The organism is Weissella paramesenteroides (assembly GCF_036327715.1).
Taxonomy (GTDB): domain Bacteria; phylum Bacillota; class Bacilli; order Lactobacillales; family Lactobacillaceae; genus Weissella; species Weissella paramesenteroides.
Genome location: NZ_CP130559.1, coordinates 1,805,870 through 1,825,058, shown reverse-complemented (window position 1 = coordinate 1,825,058; position 19,189 = coordinate 1,805,870). Strand labels below are relative to the sequence as shown.

Annotated in this window: 21 protein-coding genes; 16 read left to right on the top strand and 5 right to left on the bottom strand. The window is 36.3% G+C overall.

Annotation, left to right across the window (positions count from 1 at the left end):
* Positions 1–21 precede the first annotated feature (21 nt).
* Positions 22–615 carry a TetR/AcrR family transcriptional regulator gene (locus QRX23_RS09185; RefSeq protein WP_330155379.1) on the bottom strand — a complete coding sequence of 198 codons (594 nt, stop codon included), beginning with the start codon at positions 613–615 and terminating at the stop codon, positions 22–24.
* 131 nt (positions 616–746) lie between these two features.
* Here QRX23_RS09185 and QRX23_RS09180 point away from each other — a divergent pair, with 131 nt between their 5' ends.
* Both QRX23_RS09180 and QRX23_RS09175 read left to right on the top strand, forming a co-directional pair.
* Positions 747–1,127: a hypothetical protein gene (locus QRX23_RS09180; RefSeq protein ID WP_330155378.1), complete on the top strand. Its 381-nt coding sequence runs from the start codon at positions 747–749 to the stop codon at positions 1,125–1,127.
* Positions 1,128–1,176: 49 nt separating this feature from the next.
* Positions 1,177–2,301: a lipocalin-like domain-containing protein gene (locus QRX23_RS09175; RefSeq protein ID WP_330155377.1), complete on the top strand. Its 1,125-nt coding sequence runs from the start codon at positions 1,177–1,179 to the stop codon at positions 2,299–2,301.
* A 119-nt stretch (positions 2,302–2,420) separates the two neighbouring features.
* Here the strand turns inward: QRX23_RS09175 and QRX23_RS09170 are convergent, their stop codons facing one another.
* Positions 2,421–3,194: an acetoin reductase gene (locus tag QRX23_RS09170; protein WP_140836632.1), complete on the bottom strand. Its 774-nt coding sequence runs from the start codon at positions 3,192–3,194 to the stop codon at positions 2,421–2,423.
* 270 nt (positions 3,195–3,464) lie between these two features.
* Positions 3,465–4,046 (bottom strand): TetR/AcrR family transcriptional regulator, encoded by a 582-nt coding sequence (locus QRX23_RS09165; RefSeq protein ID WP_002828174.1) that lies wholly within the window; start codon positions 4,044–4,046, stop codon positions 3,465–3,467.
* 155 nt (positions 4,047–4,201) lie between these two features.
* Between QRX23_RS09165 and QRX23_RS09160 the strand changes: the two genes are divergently transcribed.
* Both QRX23_RS09160 and QRX23_RS09155 read left to right on the top strand, forming a co-directional pair.
* Positions 4,202–5,059 carry an aldo/keto reductase gene (locus QRX23_RS09160; RefSeq protein ID WP_150177087.1) on the top strand — a complete coding sequence of 286 codons (858 nt, stop codon included), beginning with the start codon at positions 4,202–4,204 and terminating at the stop codon, positions 5,057–5,059.
* A 133-nt stretch (positions 5,060–5,192) separates the two neighbouring features.
* Positions 5,193–5,834 (top strand): DUF1345 domain-containing protein, encoded by a 642-nt coding sequence (locus tag QRX23_RS09155; RefSeq protein WP_131474137.1) that lies wholly within the window; start codon positions 5,193–5,195, stop codon positions 5,832–5,834.
* A 268-nt stretch (positions 5,835–6,102) separates the two neighbouring features.
* On the opposite strand, the gene QRX23_RS09150 is transcribed toward QRX23_RS09155, so the two are convergent.
* Together QRX23_RS09150 and QRX23_RS09145 are read right to left on the bottom strand one after the other, a co-directional pair.
* Positions 6,103–6,852, bottom strand: a complete 750-nt coding sequence (locus QRX23_RS09150) for an amino acid ABC transporter ATP-binding protein (protein ID WP_002828171.1) — start codon at positions 6,850–6,852, stop codon at positions 6,103–6,105.
* Positions 6,853–6,855: 3 nt separating this feature from the next.
* Positions 6,856–7,557, bottom strand: a complete 702-nt coding sequence (locus QRX23_RS09145) for an amino acid ABC transporter permease (RefSeq protein ID WP_330155376.1) — start codon at positions 7,555–7,557, stop codon at positions 6,856–6,858.
* 431 nt (positions 7,558–7,988) lie between these two features.
* On the opposite strand from QRX23_RS09145, the gene QRX23_RS09140 reads away from it, so the two are divergent.
* The 12 genes from QRX23_RS09140 (at position 7,989) to QRX23_RS09085 (ending at position 19,026) form a co-directional block, all read left to right on the top strand.
* Positions 7,989–8,798, top strand: a complete 810-nt coding sequence (locus QRX23_RS09140) for a transporter substrate-binding domain-containing protein (RefSeq protein WP_131474140.1) — start codon at positions 7,989–7,991, stop codon at positions 8,796–8,798.
* A gap of 157 nt (positions 8,799–8,955) precedes the next feature.
* Positions 8,956–9,231, top strand: a complete 276-nt coding sequence (locus tag QRX23_RS09135) for an acylphosphatase (protein ID WP_330155375.1) — start codon at positions 8,956–8,958, stop codon at positions 9,229–9,231.
* 96 nt (positions 9,232–9,327) lie between these two features.
* Positions 9,328–10,224, top strand: coding sequence for a UbiA family prenyltransferase (locus QRX23_RS09130; RefSeq protein WP_330155374.1), 897 nt, complete (start codon positions 9,328–9,330; stop codon positions 10,222–10,224).
* A gap of 239 nt (positions 10,225–10,463) precedes the next feature.
* Positions 10,464–11,618, top strand: coding sequence for an AI-2E family transporter (locus QRX23_RS09125; RefSeq protein ID WP_330155373.1), 1,155 nt, complete (start codon positions 10,464–10,466; stop codon positions 11,616–11,618).
* A 110-nt stretch (positions 11,619–11,728) separates the two neighbouring features.
* Positions 11,729–13,174, top strand: coding sequence for a glutamate--cysteine ligase (locus QRX23_RS09120; RefSeq protein ID WP_330155372.1), 1,446 nt, complete (start codon positions 11,729–11,731; stop codon positions 13,172–13,174).
* Between the two features lie 57 nt (positions 13,175–13,231).
* The gene (locus QRX23_RS09115; RefSeq protein ID WP_164223694.1) at positions 13,232–13,642 is read left to right on the top strand and encodes a DUF6508 domain-containing protein; all 411 of its coding nucleotides are present in this window, start codon (positions 13,232–13,234) and stop codon (positions 13,640–13,642) included.
* A gap of 225 nt (positions 13,643–13,867) precedes the next feature.
* On the top strand, positions 13,868–15,217 hold the full coding sequence (locus QRX23_RS09110) for an amino acid permease (protein ID WP_330155371.1): 1,350 nt from the start codon (positions 13,868–13,870) through the stop codon (positions 15,215–15,217).
* Between the two features lie 66 nt (positions 15,218–15,283).
* The gene (locus QRX23_RS09105) at positions 15,284–16,177 is read left to right on the top strand and encodes an alpha/beta hydrolase (protein ID WP_330155370.1); all 894 of its coding nucleotides are present in this window, start codon (positions 15,284–15,286) and stop codon (positions 16,175–16,177) included.
* 14 nt (positions 16,178–16,191) lie between these two features.
* Positions 16,192–16,407: a hypothetical protein gene (locus QRX23_RS09100; protein WP_002828161.1), complete on the top strand. Its 216-nt coding sequence runs from the start codon at positions 16,192–16,194 to the stop codon at positions 16,405–16,407.
* A 389-nt stretch (positions 16,408–16,796) separates the two neighbouring features.
* On the top strand, positions 16,797–17,564 hold the full coding sequence (locus QRX23_RS09095; RefSeq protein ID WP_330155369.1) for a LytR/AlgR family response regulator transcription factor: 768 nt from the start codon (positions 16,797–16,799) through the stop codon (positions 17,562–17,564).
* Between the two features lie 129 nt (positions 17,565–17,693).
* Entirely contained in the window at positions 17,694–17,897 is a 204-nt protein-coding gene (locus tag QRX23_RS09090) for a hypothetical protein (protein ID WP_330155368.1), read from the top strand.
* A gap of 355 nt (positions 17,898–18,252) precedes the next feature.
* Complete coding sequence (locus tag QRX23_RS09085) at positions 18,253–19,026, top strand: (S)-acetoin forming diacetyl reductase (RefSeq protein ID WP_330155367.1); 774 nt, start codon at positions 18,253–18,255, stop codon at positions 19,024–19,026.
* The last annotated feature ends 163 nt before the right edge of the window (positions 19,027–19,189 follow it).

Sequence of the window (19,189 nt, the reverse complement as noted above, 5' to 3'; positions counted from 1 at the left end):
TTTTGTTTATCATGTTGAATATTATTTTGTTTTAAAGAATGTTTCTTGTGAGAATAAGGGCATAATTGTATTTTGTAAAATAACCATAAATTCATCGGCTGATTCTTTAAAGTCCGATTTAATCCATTCCACTATTAAACTAATGACCATCCCCGTTATTGAAGCAGATGCGTAGTGTTCAGGAATTGGCAGATGCTGGGTAATATTATTTTTTTGCCAAACTTCCTCATCAGCAGTAATTAATTTATTGATAAAAGTAGGATCACCATTGGAAGCTAGTAATGCTGAAAATTTATCGCGGTTACTGTAGATATAGCGCACCATATCTTTATAGTAACTTTGGAGACTTTCTTGACTGATGTTTGTTTTCTTAATCAAATCGGGTGCTTTTTCAGTGACATCTTTGAATTCGTTAATTAATGTCGTTTCTACTCTATCTAATAATTCGTATTTATTAGCATAGTATTTATACAGTGTTGCACGATTGATATGCGCTTCATCGATAATTTGTTGAATAGTAATTTTCGAAAAACCTTCAGCAAGTAATAGTTTCCAAAATGCGTGTTCGATCGCATATTTACTTTTTTTAATGCGTAAGTCTGTTTTGGCTGTCATCGTGTACCTCGGTCGTTAATAATAAACTTTTATGCTGTTTTTGTTGGTTGAACCCTTGATATATGGCTATTATACTACAGTTAGTTAATCAGATATTCACTTTATTATTTGCACAAAAGGAGTGTATTTGTATGTCAGAAGTTGAAACAATGCATTATCGAGTTTTAAAGAAAAATCATGACAAGATGATTGAGACATTAGTGAAAGCTTTAGATTACCAGAAAGCTAATCCTAGTTTGATTAATTATTCCTTGTCAAGAACTTGGTTCCGTGAAGCACCTGATAATCCTGAACAAGAAATTTGGATGTTGATGGATGAATCAAGTAATCATGAGAAGTACGCAGAAACAATGAAGACTGCTGAGAGTGATGTAACAGCTGGGGATTTCCGCCAACAGTTTATTGATATGGTTATACCTGATAAACCTTTTTCAGGTGAAGAAGTTGGCTTGGCACATGTGGTTTGGCAAGAAATACCAGAGTTGCATGTTGAATTACACGAAAATGATTAACTAAAAAGTAACTAATAGTATTGTATATGATATAAGGGGGGACTTATTTATGGCACAAGGAAGAATTATGGATCGTCCAGCAGATTATCAAAAGTTGGGTATTAATCCTAATAAAATTGAAAATTGGGAAGATGGACGACGTGATACTGACGAGGCAGGACATGCTGAGGTTTGGTATTTAGATTGTAGTTTTGATGATAAGTCAACATTGGTCTTAGGATTCCGGCCAAAGTCAACAGATCAAGTTGTTTATAAGGGTGACAATCCTAATGTTGCAATCAACTATACATCAGCAGATGGACAACCTTTCTATGATTATCGTCTTTATGATGTCAAGGATGCACATTCTAGCAAAGATCAACTAGATTTGAAGTGGGGTCCTAGTACACTAGTTGGAGATAACTGGCATACTTATGATATTCATATTGAACCAGAAGCTGATCAAGAAATTGTGATGGAAGGTAAGAAGTCTGTTGAGCACAAAACCGCAGTTGATTTACATTTTGAAGCTCAAGTAAAGCCATTCCGACCAGGTTCAGGATACATTGCTTTTGGTGAGAATGATGAGTTTTATTATAACTTTATCTGTGTGACAAGTTTGACTGTTAGTGGTGAGGTAACGATTAATGGTGAAAAGAAGCAAGTCAACGGAACTGCTTATTACAACCACCAATGGTTTAACATCCATCCATCAGTTGCTTTCCACCACTGGATTTGGGGTCGTCAGAATGTTGGTGATTATAACGTCTTAATTTATGATATGGTTGGAGCTGATCGCTTCGGTGAACCACAAATTCCACTGTTCACCATTGATGATAGCAAGGGTAACCGTGTGTTTGAAAATACTAGTTCAGCTAACGCTCAGGTGGATATTTTAGAAACGTATATTCAAAAAGAAACGAACAAGGTCACGCCAAAAACTATTCGTTACATCTTTACACAAGATGATATTGAAGTTGAGTACAAAATTTATGATCCAAAGGAAATTAATTTAATTAATATCTATGGTATGGCTTCAGATGAACAAAAGAAGCAATTTGATGCCATGGGATTGCAACCAACGTATACTCGTTATCTTGCATCGACAGAATTAAAGATAACGCGCAATGGTCAAACAGAGGTCATTGATGGTTCAATGTTGTATGAAATCAATTATGCGGCAAAAGAACTATAAGGTTGTGTATTAGAAAAATATCTAATATAGTAGCAAATTAAAGAGCAGGTCAGAAAAAATTCTGTCCTGCTCTATTTTTAGCTGTAATTGTTTCACCTTGATATCAAGGTGAACTAAGATTAGTTGTAAACCAAGCCACCATCAACCAAGATTGTTTGACCTGTAATATAGTCAGAATCTTCAGAAGCTAAGAAGTGTACCAAGTTAGCAACATCAGTTGGTGTCTCGTAACGTCCCAAAGCGATTTCGCCAGAGAACTTAGCAAATGGCTCTCCTGGTTTCAATGAAGGATCTGCCTTGACCATTTCCGCATCAATACGGTCCCACATCTTGGTCTTAGCAACACCAGGGCAGTAAGCATTCACTGTGATGTGCTTTGAAGCAAGTTCCTTAGCTGCAACATGTGTAAAGGCCTTAACAGCATGCTTTGAAGCAGAATAAGTACCCAAGACTTCATAAGCTTCATGACCAGCAATTGAACAAGCATTAATGATCTTACCAGGTGTACCTTGCTTAATAAATTGTTCAGCAGCAGCTTGTGTACCGTAAACAGTTCCAAAAACATTGATCTTAAATGTGCGTTCCAGTTCACTTTCATCGATCTTTAAGAATGGTGTCACGGCTTCAACACCGGCGTTATTAACAAAAACATTTAACTGCCCAAACTTTTCAACTGTTGCAGCAACTAATGCTTCTTGGTCTGCTTTCTTAGAAACATCCCCAACAAAGCTAGCTACGTCACCTAAGTCTTTTAACTCTGTCTCAGTCTTAGTCAAGGCGTCTTGGTTAATGTCATGAATCATGACACTAAAGCCATCTTTAAGTAGACGTTCAGCGATACCTTTACCTAATCCCCCAGCTGATCCAGTAACTACGGCAACTTTCTTCGACATAATCATACCTCCCAAGTATAAAAACCAACAGAAACATAATAACGAAAGCGCTTTCACAAATCTATTGTAACGCTTTTTATTCTTTAAAACACATTTTGTTCACATTTATTTTTTAGTTTTTTCTTATATAAAATAAAAAATGCAAATTTATGCATAAAAAGCAATGGGATATAGGTAGTTATTAACCGACTGAAAAGGTCATCAATCCACCAATTTGAAGTCGGCGATTTGATGACCTTGAGTGTGTTTCGAAAGTTCTTAAAACGTTTTTTAATTATCATGTGTATCAGTTAATCCCTGTTGGATAACTGGTAGTAATTCTTGCCAAGTTGTTTCGAAAATAGTCTTAAATAAATTATCATCCCAACGACCTGCAAAAAATGGATGATAAAAATATGTAAATGTTTGCATCACTGTTTGGCCACGTTGTTGGCGGAATGTATCCCAGGCCATAATCTTTTCTACCGCTGTCGCAAATTCTTTCAGTCGTGGTTCGATCAAACTATCATGTCGACCTAACTCAAACTTATAAAATGCTAACATTTCGGGTGCCGCTGCAAAACTTGTTTGACGTCGGGTTGAGAGTAACCATAGCCAATCATGAAGTGCTTGTACACGATTCTCCGCTGGTACACGTTCACTAGCTTCAATAATAGGTGCGTCTACTTCTTTGAGCCAATCTTTATCCATTTCTTCAAATAGCGCATCGCGGTTGGCAAAATGTTTGTATAAAGCAGCTGGCGTAATTGATAATTTGCGTGCCACATCAGCAAGCCGTGCTTTTTCATAACCTTTTTCTGTTAAGACCGCTTGCGTTGCCTCAAAAATTGCTTTTTTTGTAACTTTTGACATCTTGCTTCCTCTCTCAATTTATTGTCCTTATTATTATACCCAACTCTTCAATGGATACAAACTATCTAATTTAGTTTATTAATATTCTTTGTTATACTTGACGGTAGATAGTCAGCAAAAATGACTGAATTTTATTGAATATGGGGTGTAAGTATATGACTATTTCATCATTAACAGATACATTTACCTTGGCAAATGGTGTAGAAATTCCAGTTGTCGGGTTTGGAACATGGCAAACACCCGATGGGGATGTCGCATACCAAAGTGTTTTGGATGCCTTGAAAGCTGGTTATCGTCATATAGATACGGCTGCTGCTTATGGTAATGAAGCATCAGTAGGACGTGCCATCAAAGACTCAGGTATTCCACGTGAAGAACTATTTATCACATCAAAGTTATGGAATGACAGCCACAGTTACGAAGCTGCTAAAATAGCGTTGGATAAATCATTAAAATTGCTGGGTCTAGATTATTTGGACCTATACCTTATTCATTGGCCAAATCCATTAATTAATCGACGTAATTGGGATAAAGCTAATGCAGAAGCTTGGCGTTACATGGAAGATGCCTATACTGAAGGAAAAATTCGTGCCATTGGTATTTCTAACTTCCAAATTGAGCACGTTGAAGCATTACTCAAGACGGCAACCATCAGACCAATGGTTAATCAATTATTTATCAATCCATCTGATTTGGAACAAGATATTGTTGCTTTCAACGAAGCTCATGATATTCTTACCGAGGCCTATTCACCACTTGGAACAGGATCGCTACTTGCAGTTCCTGAAATCAATGACATTGCTGAAAAGTATGGTAAGTCAGCTGCACAAGTTCTCATTCGTTGGTCGCTACAACATGGGTTCCTACCTTTGCCTAAATCAACGCATGCTGAACGTATTAGCCAAAATGCTGATGTCTTCGACTTTGAGTTAACTGATGCAGAAATTGCAGCGCTAGATCAACTAGAAGGCGTTGCAGGCACGCATCAAGATGCTTCACAAGCTGATTTTTAGGATATAATAATGCATCAAGTGACTGAATTTATTCGTGAGTTCAGTCACTTTTTTGTATATAATTGGCGTAATATGAAGACGATTTTGCGCTACCTCAGTTCGTTGTACTGGGCAACTAGGAAAGGATAGGATTATGAAGAGAAAAAAATTGCAACTCTTGTTACAGAACCATGGTAACATTTTCAGCATCTCAGTGATTTGCGGTATTATTTTTTCATGGCTGTCTACTTTTTTTATACAGGGCATGTTTCCAATTTTATTGGGATGGGATATGGCAATATTAATGCTCTTTATTTTAATGATCTATCTGTTTTTTCCATTAGCCAGCGGACAACAGACTAAGCAAATTGTTCTAAAAGGTATTCGATATCCGTTGATTGATTTACTGGTCATCCTTGCCGGTATTATGAGTGTCTTCATTGTCTTTTTTCTTTTAAACATTAGCAATCGGAATCAATTAGAAATTATATTTTGTATCTTCAGTATTTTCTTGTCATGGAATAGCATCCAATTATTGTATACAGTGCATTATGCAGAAATTTATTATAAAAATGGTGGTGGGGTGACATTTAATAATGATGACTCACCTAATTTGTGGGACTTTTTGTATTTAGCGTATACGATTGGTATGACATACCAAGTTTCGGATAATAATTTTTCTACCACTCATTTCCGAAAAGTTGCTTTAGGTCATGCATTAATATCTTTTGTCTTTAGTACGATGTTGATTGCCATAATTATTAATTTTGTTGCTGGATTAATTACTGGTCGATAAGATCAGGTACAATGTAACGTGAAAGAGGCTGAGACAGATGTTGTCTCAGCCTCTAATTTTTGTGCTAAAAGTTATTAATTAAAAGCATGTTAGTTTGATAGCATAAACGCGTTCCAAAAGTCTGAAGCCTCAATGTAACGCAATTTACGCCATTCCTGTCCTTCGCCTTGCTACGGCCAAAAATAGCGAAAATCATGTTACACACCGGCTTCAAAACGACTTTTGTCTCGCTCTCCTTTAAACGCGTTCCAAAGCGGCTTTTATTATTTTAGTGTTCATCTTGATCAAATTTAAAAGCATTTAGGAAACGATGAATACGTTCGGTAGGTTTATTAAAGAACTCATCAGGAGTGCCATCAAAATCAATTTCACCGTCTTCCAAAAACAACATACGGTCAGCTGCATGACGAGCGAAGTCCATATTATGGGTCACAATAATCATTGATTGGTTTTCGTTGGCTAAATTATTTAATACGCGCAATACTTGGGCTTCAAGTTCAGGGTCAAGTGCTGAAGTTGGTTCATCAAGTAACAGGTAGTCTGGCGCCATAGCCATGGCACGAGCAATCGCAACACGTTGCGTCTGACCACCAGATAATTGATAAGGATAACGATTAGCCGTTTCATCTAAGCCAACAGCTGATAAGAGTTCATGTGCATGTTTTGTGGCAACAGCTTTCGACTGTTTTAGAACATGCACAGGGGCTTCAATCATATTTCCCATAATCGTTAGATGATCAAACATACGCGGTTGTTGGAAAACCATGCCAGTTTTACGACGCACCCAAAGTAAAGTATCTGTTGTTACTGGCTTGTTAAGGTCAATGACACGATCATCAATCGTATATTGGCCACTATCTGGACGTTCCAATAAATTTAGTGAGCGTAAAAGCGTTGACTTTCCTGATCCAGATGGTCCAACAATAACCGTTGTTTCATGGGGATTAAATGTCACGTTAATATCTTTTAATGCGTGGTGTTCAGCATAGTTTTTATCAATATGTTCTAATTTCAGCATGATTTACCTCTGATCTTTTACAAAACGGTCGGCCCAGCGTTGGATATAACGTTGAGGAATTGACAAGATAGTTACAAACAAGGCGTAGATAGCAGCAACTAATAAATACATTTTTAGTGGCTCAAAGTTAACGGCAGCAAGTTGTTGTGATAGATAGAACATCTCCACGATAGTCACCACTGAGGCCAATGATGTATCCTTTACCAATGAAATGAATGAATTTGCTAGCGTTGGGATAGAGATACGTGTGGCTTGGGGCAAGATAATGCGCATAAAAATTTGACGATCGGTCATACCAAGCGCAGCAGCAGCTTCTCGTTGTGTATCTGGAATTGATGAAATAGCGGCTCGAATTGCTTCTGAAGCATAAGCACCAGTATTGAGTGACAGCACCCAAATAGCAGCTATCCAACCAGATGGTGATAACCAACTGATGCCTAATTTTGGTAAGCCATAAAAGACAACGAATAATTGCACTAGCATTGGTGTTGAACGGAAAATCCAAACATAGAACCATAAAACAAATTTTAGGATTTGCCAACCAAATTTACCCAGGCCGGTAGCGTGTGGAACGTAGGAACGTAAGACAGCAACAATAGCTGCTATAACAATAGCAATCACAAAAGAAATTAATGCTAGCGGAATAGTGTATTTAATGCCAGCAATAATTAATTGTGGTGCATAAGTTGCAATGAATTCAAACATGAGCCTTCCTTTCAAAAAAGAGCACAAAAAAAGTGTTAAACAATCTTAGTCGTAAGATGCCTAACACGTTTTTGACGATTATTAAATTGGTGTACACCAAGATAACCTACCGCAAAAAACGCGTTAGGCTTTCACAAGCAACAATATAATTTGATGTGATGTGAATCATAGTGATACTCCCTAAAATTGAAAATTTCGAATTACTAACTGATTTCATTTTAGGGGTGTTACTAATTAAATGCAAGTAAAATTTTAAAAAATGAGAGTGGTTGACAAACGGATAATGAGCGGGTTATGATTTGCGTCAGAAACGAAAAGGGGTAACGATAATGAGTTTGGGGATGCGATGTTAAATTAACAGGTGTATTAATAATAAATATTTTGGGCAGTAAATAATATTAAAAAATGGACATCAGTTAGGAAAATATAAAATGAATAAATATACAAAAATCGCAGCTGTTGCAGCTGTTACGTTAATGGCCGCAAGTAGTGTCTCTGTAGTTGTACCAAGTGTATCTGCTAAATCTGTACCAGCTTATCAAAAGAACTTACACAAAAAAGGAACATTGACAGTTGGATTAGAGGGAACCTACTCACCTTATTCATATCGTGATAAGTCAGGTAAATTGACTGGATTCGAAGTTGATTTGTCAAAGGCTGTTGCCAAGAAATTAGACTTAAAAGTTGAATATTCACAAACAAAATTTGATTCGTTAGTCGCTGGATTAGGATCAAACAAGTATGATGTTGTATACAACAATATGGGAAAAACAAAGGAACGTGCAGCGAAGTACGCTTTTGCGGCACCTTACTTGTATACTAAGACAGTGATGATCACTAAAAAAGGCTCAGATATCAAATCAGCTGCTGATTTGAAGGGAAAGAAATCTGCACAATCGGCATCATCTAACTTCGGCCAAGCAGCCAAGAAGGCTGGTACCAATGTTGTGTCAGTCCCAGGATTTGCTGAAGCTATTGATTTAGTTAATTCTGGTAAGGCGGATGTGACGTTGAACTCACAAGATTCTTGGGGTGTCTATAAAAAAGCGCATCCAGAGACTAAGTTAACAGCGAAAGTAACGAATGTTTTGGGTGATACATCAGCAGCGCCAATGCTAAACAAGAAGAACAAGGCCTTAGCAAAGAAAATTTCTAAGGCCCAAAAGCAACTAGCAAAAGATGGTACGATGGCAAAGCTTTCAGAGAAGTACTTTGGTTCAGATTTGACAAAGAAACCATAACTTAACGTTATAATGGAGGTTGGAACAACAGAATATGTTCCAACCTTTTTTAGCCAAAAATATATTAGTTATAAGTCTGTAAGTTTTATAGCATAAAAGCGTTCCAAAAGTCTGAAGCCTCAATGTAACGCAATTTGTGCTATTGGGGGGGATATAAATGTTAGTTGCGAAAAAGATTATTGTACGTGGACGCGTGCAGGGTGTCGGCTTTCGATATTCTACAAAAATTATTGCTGATAAATTAGGAGTTAAAGGCAGAGTCTGGAATGAAACGGATGGTTCTGTGCATATTGAAGCACAGGCAGAAAGTGATGCCATATCAGATTTTATGGCAAAGATTAGTGTATCGCCATCGCCTTATGCACGAGTAGATTCAGTTAATAGTAAAGATATACCAGTAAATGAACATTTGCATCGTTTCAGAACGTTGTAGTTGCATACAATGAAGATCAGTCAGCAATGTTACATTGCGTGACTGATTTTTTTCGTGTAAGCTGAGATGTTGAGAGTTTTTAGGAGGTTATGAGAGATGAGTATTAAAACGTGGTTGAAATTCGTGGAGGTTCAATCATTGGTTGCTAGCGTATTACCGTTAATTTTAGGTAATTTATATGCGGCAATCACATATCAAAAATTTCATACAGGTTTTGCAATTGTTTTTGCAATTGTTGTGTTCGCTTTGCAAATGGTTGCAAATGTTTGGAATAATATACAAGATTTTAAATCAGCAACCAGTGAAGAATGGAAAAATGGTGTGAACAATATTATTGGTAATGGTGGGATTTCACAACGTCAAGGTTGGGCAACATTATTGATTTTGGCATTGATTGCGGCAATTGGTGGATTATGGTTAGCAGTACAAACCGGTTGGCCATTACTAATTATGGGTCTAATTGGGTTTTGGGTCGTTTATTGGTATGCTGGAACGCCTTTACCATTGTCACGGACCCCATTTGGCGAATTAGCATCAGGATTGACCATGGGATACCTTATTTTTTTGAGTGCGACTTATGTTAATATCGCGCCAACTTTTAATGAGGAACTAGCATTTAAGGCGGTTATTGCTTCTGCTATTGCATGGTTCGCAATTGGTGATATTATGTTCGCTAACAATATCGGTGATTATGATGAAGATGTTGCTGAAGGGCGACATACGTTAGCTTGGTACTTAGGCAAAGATCGTGCAGTAAAAGCATTTGGCTGGGTATACATGGCTGGTTATCTTATGTTAATCGTTGCCGTCATTTTTGGTATCTTACCATGGTTGTCTTTGGTAGCATTGGTTTCATTGCCAATTGTGATGAAAAACGTCAAGGCATTTCAAGCAAAGCCAATTAAACCTAACTTTCCATATGCCATAAAAAACGCAGTTATTATTTCGTTGACCTTAGCAATTGGTTTGATTTTAGCGTTAATTTTTAATTAATCATAAAAATGAAAACGTATTTTGATGGTAACTATCTATCAAAATACGTTTTTTTAGTCTGGTTAAAGCATGGGATCCTGTGGATAAACTGTGCAAAACTTTTTATAAAAATTAGGTTAAAACGAATTAGAAAGTGATGCGTTTCACAAACCCGGTGGTGCATGTATAATTAAGGAACGATAATTTATGATTACTTAATATCTGTTATAATTAGAAAAAAATGAAAGTGAGGGTGTGAAGTGTTAGAACACATAAAGCAATCAAAAACATTATTTTGGACACTAGAATTATTGGCCATTGCGTTATTAATTTTGATTGTGACACAACTGCGCTTTATTCTAGAACCGATTGGTCAATTTATTGGCGCTGTTTTTGTACCGTTGATTATTTCAGGCTTTTTGTATTATATTCTAAATCCAGTAGTGGTGGCGCTACAAAAAATTCCATTAGGCAAGGTGAAGCATGTTAGTCGGGGTTGGGCAATTACGATTGTTATGTTGCTATTATTAGGTATTCTGGTTGCCTTGGTATTAACATTACTACCTGCGTTGGTTGATCAAATTTCTGGTTTGATAAAAAATATTCCAGTATTAGTAGACACCATTCAACATTGGGGTAATCAACTTAGTAAAATTAATTTCTCTAAGGAATATGGGATTGATTTTAACTTGGATAAGTTACAACAAGAGGTACAAAATATTGGGAAAACTGTTGTATCAGGTATGGCGACTAGTTTGAGTGCAGTGATTGCGAAGTTAACAGGGTTTACAGTAACAGCAATAACGGTACCTGTCATGACGATTTACATGTTAAATGATGGTCATAAACTATCACCATTCGTTCAAAAGGTATTTCCTGAACGGCAACGATCAAGAATCTCTGACATATTAGGACGTTTAAACAAAACACTTGCACAATATATTAGTGGTCAAGTTGTGGAAATGATTTTTGTTGGTGTATTTACAGCTATTGGTTATTTTGTCATTGGTCAAAAATATGCTTTACTATTAGGTGTCTTTGCCGGAATAACCAATATGATTCCTTATGTCGGTCCTTATATTGGGTTGGTGCCAGCATTATTTGTTGCGATAACAGATTCAATTTGGCAGGTTGTTTGGGTGATTGCTGTTGTACTGATTGTTCAACAAATTGATAGTAATTTGATTTATCCACGTGTTATGGGAGCATCATTGCATATTCATCCATTGACAATCATTGTTCTGTTATTAGCCGCTGGTAATATAGCTGGAATTGCGGGTATGATTTTGGCAGTACCATTTTATGCAGTTATTCGTACCATTATTGTTTATGCTTGGCAATTGTGGCAGTTACAACAGATGCCAGAAGTAGAGACAAAAACAGCTATAGTGGAAGTAGAGGAAGAAACAAATTAATTAAGAACATATTCCTAAGAAAACAACGAAATGTGGCCCTGGTGTGTGGTAGATTACCATGGACTGGGCCTTTTATCTATCTGTAGTCAGATAATTGAGAGGCGTTACTTATGGGAGCTAATTTAAATTTAGGAAAACTAGTAGAAGAAAATAATTTGTATGCGGAACTCCTTAACGGTAAATTCGGCATTGAACTTGAGACGCACCGGGTTACTCGTAAAGGACGATTGAGTCGAGCTAGTCATTCATCAAAGTTGGGATCAAGACGTATTCATCCTTATCTGCAAACTGATTACAGTGAGACACAAGCGGAATTAGTTACAGAAGCCGTTGGTTCATTTGAAGAAGCTCGTGATCGTTTATTGCAATTGCAATGGGTCTTACGTAGTCATATGGGAGATGATGAGGCGGTATGGCCACTAAGTATGCCACCGGAACTAAAAAAGGATGATCTGCAATGGTTAGATGAAACTTTTGAGAGAACCTGGGTACAAGATTATCGAGATTGGTTACAGCATAAATATGGTTCGACCCATGAAATTATGACAGGATTACACCTTAACTATTCATTGCCGGATGAATTTTTGCAGCATTTATTTAATGCTAGTGACCGTACAAATTTTAAAGCGTTTAAAAATGATGTTTATTTTCATATTGCTCGTCAAATCGTTGCGCACCGTTGGCTATTCAATTATTTATTTGGTGCAACACCATTTAATTTAAATGATTCAGATTCCAGAACACCACAATTTACCAAACCGGTGCGTTCATTACGCACAAGTGAATACGGCTTTGTCAATGATAAGGGTGAAGAACTAACATACGATAGTAATTACGCCAATCATCAACAACAGATCGAACAGTTGGTATCACAAGGAAAGCTATTTTCTGAGCATGAAATATACGGACCAGTCCGATTCAAGCGAAAAATTGATGATGAAAATGAGATCAAATATTTAGAAATTCGTATTTTGGACACTGATCCATTTGATATTGCTGGTATTTCCGAGAATGATTTAAACTTAATTCATTTGTTATTGATTTACTTTTTGGTAAAAGATGACGAATTAACCGAAAGTGCATTACAACATAATGAAGATTTATCAAATAAGATCTCACTACAGCAACCGACAGAAACTTTGCTCAATAAACAAGATGCATTAGCAATCATGCAAGATATTTCGCAATTAGCTGATCATTTTGGGATGCGTTTTAATGATGGCTTATCATTAATTACTGACCGTGTGTTAACGCCGTCTAAAACACCAGCTGCTAAAATGATTGTGGCAGCATCTGATGCGACTGAAATGCAATTATGGGCAACAAAGCTCGGTAACGAACGAACGGATTATTTTAAAACACATGAAAAAGAACTGTTCGAGATCTACTTTGGTAAGGGACCGCTTGCTCAGGTGATTCGTGATGCGATTGTAGCTGGGGTACGTGTACGACAGTATGATTCAAACCAGGTGTTGTTGCAGTTTGACAACCATGCAGAAGTCGTGACGGAACCAACAAATTTGAATGAATTGTTTCCAGAGTTGAATATTTACTAACTTTAAATAAGTGGTACAATGACAGTTAGTTATTAAACAACTTGGAGGATTTTGATAGTGAGAAAACAACATCCATTTGATTTTGAAAAATGGGATAAGTATCTAGCTGAAGCTGAGGATGTATCAGTCGATTGGGTAGCTGGGGATCATATGACAACGTATCCAAATTACGATAAGCGGATGGTAGCTTTAGCACAAGCTTTTGAGTGGTCCGACTTTTACGATCAGAATTTTGATCGTACCTTACATCAGAAAGCGCACGATCAATTATTAGAAGAAAATGTTGATTTAATTGCTCGGACCAGCCATGATTTTCGTGAATTACGTGCAGTAACATCAGTTGTGATCCATGGTGAGGTTCGTTTAGAAGGTCTATGGGCCGCAATGCTAGAAAAAGGAATTCTGCGTCGTTTATTACAGAGACTACAATCACAAATACCAGATGATTTTCCTGGTCCTAATTATTAATCAATACATTTTTAGCACACAGAGGTTGGAACATTTTCTTTTGTCTCAACCTCTTTTACTGTATAGTAATTATTTACGTCATGAGCGCTTATTTTTTTCAAAATAATTAAAGATAAATTTAATTCTGGTTTTGAAAAATTTGAAAATTCTTATATACTAGTTAATATGTCTGTGTGAGATTCAGCAGAGAAGTATGGATTATTTAATAAAAAAGGAAGTGTGAAAATGTCACAACAAAAAGGTTCCCCACAGAAACTTGAAAGAGGTTTAACTGGCCGTCATGTTGAGATGATTGCCTTAGGAGGAACAATTGGTACCGGACTGTTCTTAGGAGCAGGTCGATCCATCAGTGCCGCAGGGCCAGCTATTTTACTAGTGTATATTATTGTTGGCTTATTCATGTTTTGGATGATGCGGGCATTGGGTGAATTATTGTTAACTGATCCAAACCGGGCAACTTTTGTCGGTTTTATTGAAAAATACGTTGGACCTAAAGCAGGATTCATTATCGGTTGGACATACTGGATTGGCTGGATCACCATTGCGATGGCAGAATTAACAGCCGTTGGAAATTATATGAGTTTTTGGTTCCCTAATATACCTATTTGGATATGGGAATTATGTTTCTTAGCTATTTTATATGGTGTTAATATTATTGCGGTTGCTGCTTTTGGTGAGACAGAGTTTTGGTTCTCGATGATCAAAATCATTGCGATACTAGCAATGATTGCCACTGGGGTGATTATGATGGTCTTGCATACAAAGACGTCATCAGGTGTCACAACAATCAGTAACTTATGGCAACACGGTTTTGTGGCTCACGGTGGTCGTCACCTATTGTCAGCATTCCAAATGGTATTCTTCGCTTTCTTAGGAATTGAGTTTGTGGGTATGACAGCTGCAGAAGCTCAAGATCCCTATAAAAATATTCCAAAAGCAATTAATTCCATTATTGTTCGTATCTTGATTTTCTATGTTGGCGCATTGATAGCAATTATGTGTATTCAACCATGGACAAACTACAGTGCAGGCAAGTCACCATTCGTTCAGGTCTTTTCTGGGATTGGTGTGACTGGAGCAGCCGGAATTATTAATTTCGTTGTCTTGACTGCCGCAGCATCGTCATTGAATAGTGCCATTTTTACGACTGGTCGCATGTTATTCTCATTGTCAAAAGGTAAAGGTTACGCTGGTAAGTTAAATAGACGTTATATTCCATTTAATGCCATTAACATTTCAACAGCATTAATTGCATTAGCAGTGGTGTTAAACTTCTTCTTCCCCAAAAACGCCTTTGATTTGGTAACATCAATTGCATCAGCAGCCTTTGTTGTCATGTACGCTGTTTTAGTGTTCGCGCATGTGAAATATCGTAGAACAGCAGATTTCAAAAATGGCCAGCAATTGTTTAAAATGCCTGGTGCACCAGTGACAAATTATTTAACGATTGCATTCTTAATTGGTATCTTCTTGATTTTGTTGTTCACGCCAGAAACAATGCCAACAACGGTTTTGGCACTTGTATGGTTTGTCATAATGATTATCATAAGTTTGCGAATAAAGAGTAAAAAGTAGTGTATGATGAAAGGATAGTTGTGTAGGCAATTATCCTTTTTGTCTATAGTTTTTAAGGGGGTTAATATGGCAGAGAGATTTATCGATCGTGATTATCAACGCACGGTTGCAAAAACAGATTATATTAAACAACAATGGCAAGATGTGTCTTACATGGCTGGTGCACGTCATGACTTAGATATTTATTTACCAAATGAAGGTCAGGGACCATTTCCAGTGATTGTGGACGTCTTTGGTGGTGGTTTGATTTTTGGTGACAAAAGTTCGCATAAATTAGAACCAGCATTGCGATTGTTGGATCAGGGTTATGCAGTTGCTAGTGTTTCGTATACCTGGATTCAGAATGCGGATTTTCCAACGCAGATTTATGAGGTTAAAGCTGCTATTCGTTTCTTACGGGCACATGCTGATGAGTATCAATTAGATATGAATCGTGTTGCTTTAATGGGAGAATCTTCAGGAGCCCATCTAGCATTATTGTCGGGTGTTACAGCCTCGGTAAATGCCATGTCAAACCATGAATTTGGGGATGCTGCTGATCAATCTGAGAAGGTAAACGCAATTATCGCTTTATATGGTCCCTATGAATTTGATAAATTTTCAGATCAGTTTGAGGAAAGTGGTGTGATACCTAAATATCCAGAGACTGGAACGGCTGAGTCTTTTGAAGGCCAAATGTTTAAGAAACAAGCACCAAAAGACGTGCCGGATAAAGTCAAAGAATATAATCCAGTCACTTATTTTAATCCAGCAATGCCACCGATACTAGCATTTGCGGGGACGGCAGATTTTGTTGTACCATATCAACAGACGGTAAATATGATAGCCGCTGCTCGGAAGGTCGTTAGCGATGATCGAGCAGAAATCCATATTGTTGATGGCACAGGTCATGGACCGGATGCGTATATGACGCCTGAGAACACAGAAATTAAGGCTAATTTTTTAAAAAAATGGCTATAAATTGAGGTTATAAAATGATAGGCGCTTTTGGTAAAACTTTTTTTCGAGCAACGCCACAGCAATTGTTTATGCAATTAATGATTGATATTTTGTGGTACGTAATTTTTAAGCCAACTGATACATTTTCATTATGGTTGTACATTCTTATCCTGCCAGGATTTGATTTAGTTTCAGCAATTGGTAGTTTTTGGAATTACGTTAAGGATAATAAATCTGAAAAAAATAAATAATGTTCCACGTGGAACATTTCACAATAAAGCAGATGACTCTTCTAAGAGTGATCTGCTTTTTTAACGTTAAATAATAAAAAACGAACGGTTAATATTTTTTTAAACGATGCGATTAAAGCGTTTTAGGATATATGTAGGAAGGAGGTCAGTTGGTTTGTCATGAAATAATGACTATTTTATAAAAAAGCACGGCTACGTAAAACTAAAGAACTCATTCAGAGTTGAAATTATTTGTATTGGACTTTTTTTCCTTAAAGAAGTCTTTTTAAGTAGCTAGAAATTTAGTAAAATTCTCTCTTTCTATGGATAGATAGGCGTTATACATACCTAAAAAATAAATTTAATTAGAAATTATATTTTAAACAAAGTAATTAGATGGAGGTCCTGTGGTGCTAGAAATAATAATATTAGAGGATTGGCAGCATAAATTAACTTGGATATCTAATTTTATTAAGCGATATACAGAATTTGAAGAATTGGATACCAACATTAAGCTTGTAACAAATGATGTTCAAGAAATCAAAAAAATTGTGCAATTATGCACTGATCAAAATGTTTTGCTTTTTTTAGATGTTGGATCGATAGAAAACGATCACAATATTGTTGAATTAGGAAAGTATATTAGGCATTGTTTACCACTAGCTAGTCTTGTTTTTATAACTGAAAAAGATAATTTATCAACATTAATTTTAGAACAACGGTTGGTACCTTTAGATTGTATTTATAAAATTAAGCCTGTTTATGTCATTGAAGAGGCTATTCGACAGGATATTAACGTTGCTCTTGAGTTGGTTGTCAGTCATATGAAGAGTAATCCAGAAAAATTTGTTTATAAGTTGCGGGCACGCTATTATGATATTCCGATGTCAGAAGTGCTTTATATTGCATCCAAGCCTAATCATGTGAATCGAGTTGTACTCTACGCAAAAAATATCATTGTTGAGATTAACGATTCATTATCGAGCATTGAAAAACGCCATCAAAATTTTTTTCGATCGCACAAAGGCTTTGTTATTAATTTAATGTCAGTTAATTATTTTGACATTCGTTTGAATCGTGTCTATTTTGATGATGAAAATCAAATATGGTGCCCATTATCTGTTCGAAAAAAACAAAATTTCAAGAAGGTTTGGCAACGAATAAATCACGTCAATTAACGGTTAATATAAAAAAGGCTACGTTCAATTGTCATTCATCCAATTATTTAAATAGTGGGTATCATTATTTTTAGTAAAGGAGGTGAGTACTAATATATCAGTCGTTTTTTTGATATATTAAAAATTGTCATGCTGTTTTCAAAAAAATATCGACGATTGTTGCCCTTACATTTATTGTTAGTAATTACAGGTGTTCAAGTAGGTGAGTTAATAAAAAGCGATAATTTTGTGCTGGAAGAAACCCTACGAACTTATATTGCATTTGCTATTGTTGTTTATTTGGAAGTTCGAGTTTATTATCAAATAAAAAATGATATCAATACTTTTTTGTAGAACAGATTGATCTGTATTTTTCAAATTTACTAAATTTAGTTGTTAAAGTTTTGATTTGGCAGTTAGCATTTTAGTAATTAGATTTAATTAGTAAGAGTGAAGGTACAGAATTATCCATGAAAATTAACATAGGATGATAATAGTGTCATTCAGCCAATATTGGGGTGGTAGCTTAGTTTTGTAAATTTTTTTTGTGAATAAAGTTCCAAAGCGAGCGTCTAATTAGTTTAACTACCACTAATTAAGTGCTTGTTTTGCGTAAATTAAAACAAAATAATTTGTGAAAAATTTAACAAAATAGGAACATTGTGCTAGACTATAGTTGTTTCGAATAATACTATTGGAGGAATTAGTAATGACAAAGAAAGTTGCAATGGTTACTGGTGGGGCACAAGGTATTGGTGAAGCAATTGTTCGTCGCCTAAGTGCAGATGGATTTGCAGTTGCAGTTGCTGATTTGAATGAAGCTAAAAGTAAAGAAGTCGCAACTGATATTGAAAAGAATGGTGGTACTGCAATTGCGGTCAAGCTAGATGTTTCTGATCGCGAAGGATTCTTTGCAGCTGTTAAAGAAGTGGCTGAAAAATTAGGTGGCTTTGATGTCTTAGTTAATAATGCTGGCCTTGGTCCTACGACACCAATTGATACAATTACTCCTGAATTATTTGATAAGGTTTATCATATCAATGTTGCTGGTGATATTTGGGGTATTCAAGCAGCTGTTGAACAATTTAAGAAGAATGGTAACGGTGGAAAGATTATCAATGCAACCTCACAAGCTGGAGTCGTTGGTAATCCAAACCTTGCTTTGTATAGTAGTACAAAGTTCGCTGTACGTGGTTTAACACAAGTTGCTGCCCGTGATTTAGCTGAGCAAAACATCACAGTTAATGCATATGCACCTGGTATTGTTAAGACACCAATGATGTTTGATATTGCCCATGAGGTTGGTAAGAATGCTGGTAAGGATGATGAGTGGGGTATGCAGACCTTCGCAAAGGACATTGCATTAAAGCGTCTATCAGAACCAGAAGATGTTGCTGCGGCAGTAGCCTTTCTAGCTGGACCAGATTCAAATTACATTACTGGACAGACTATCGAAGTCGATGGTGGTATGCAATTCCATTAATTAACTAAAAATAATTAACTTTTAAACTGATGATAAATCTTTATATGGATTTGTTATCAGTTTTTATTTTGTGGTAAATAACATAAAAATATAATGACCTAGTATTTGCTATCTACATCAAACATTGCGATACTGGATATAGATTTCGTGAAGGAGGAAGTAC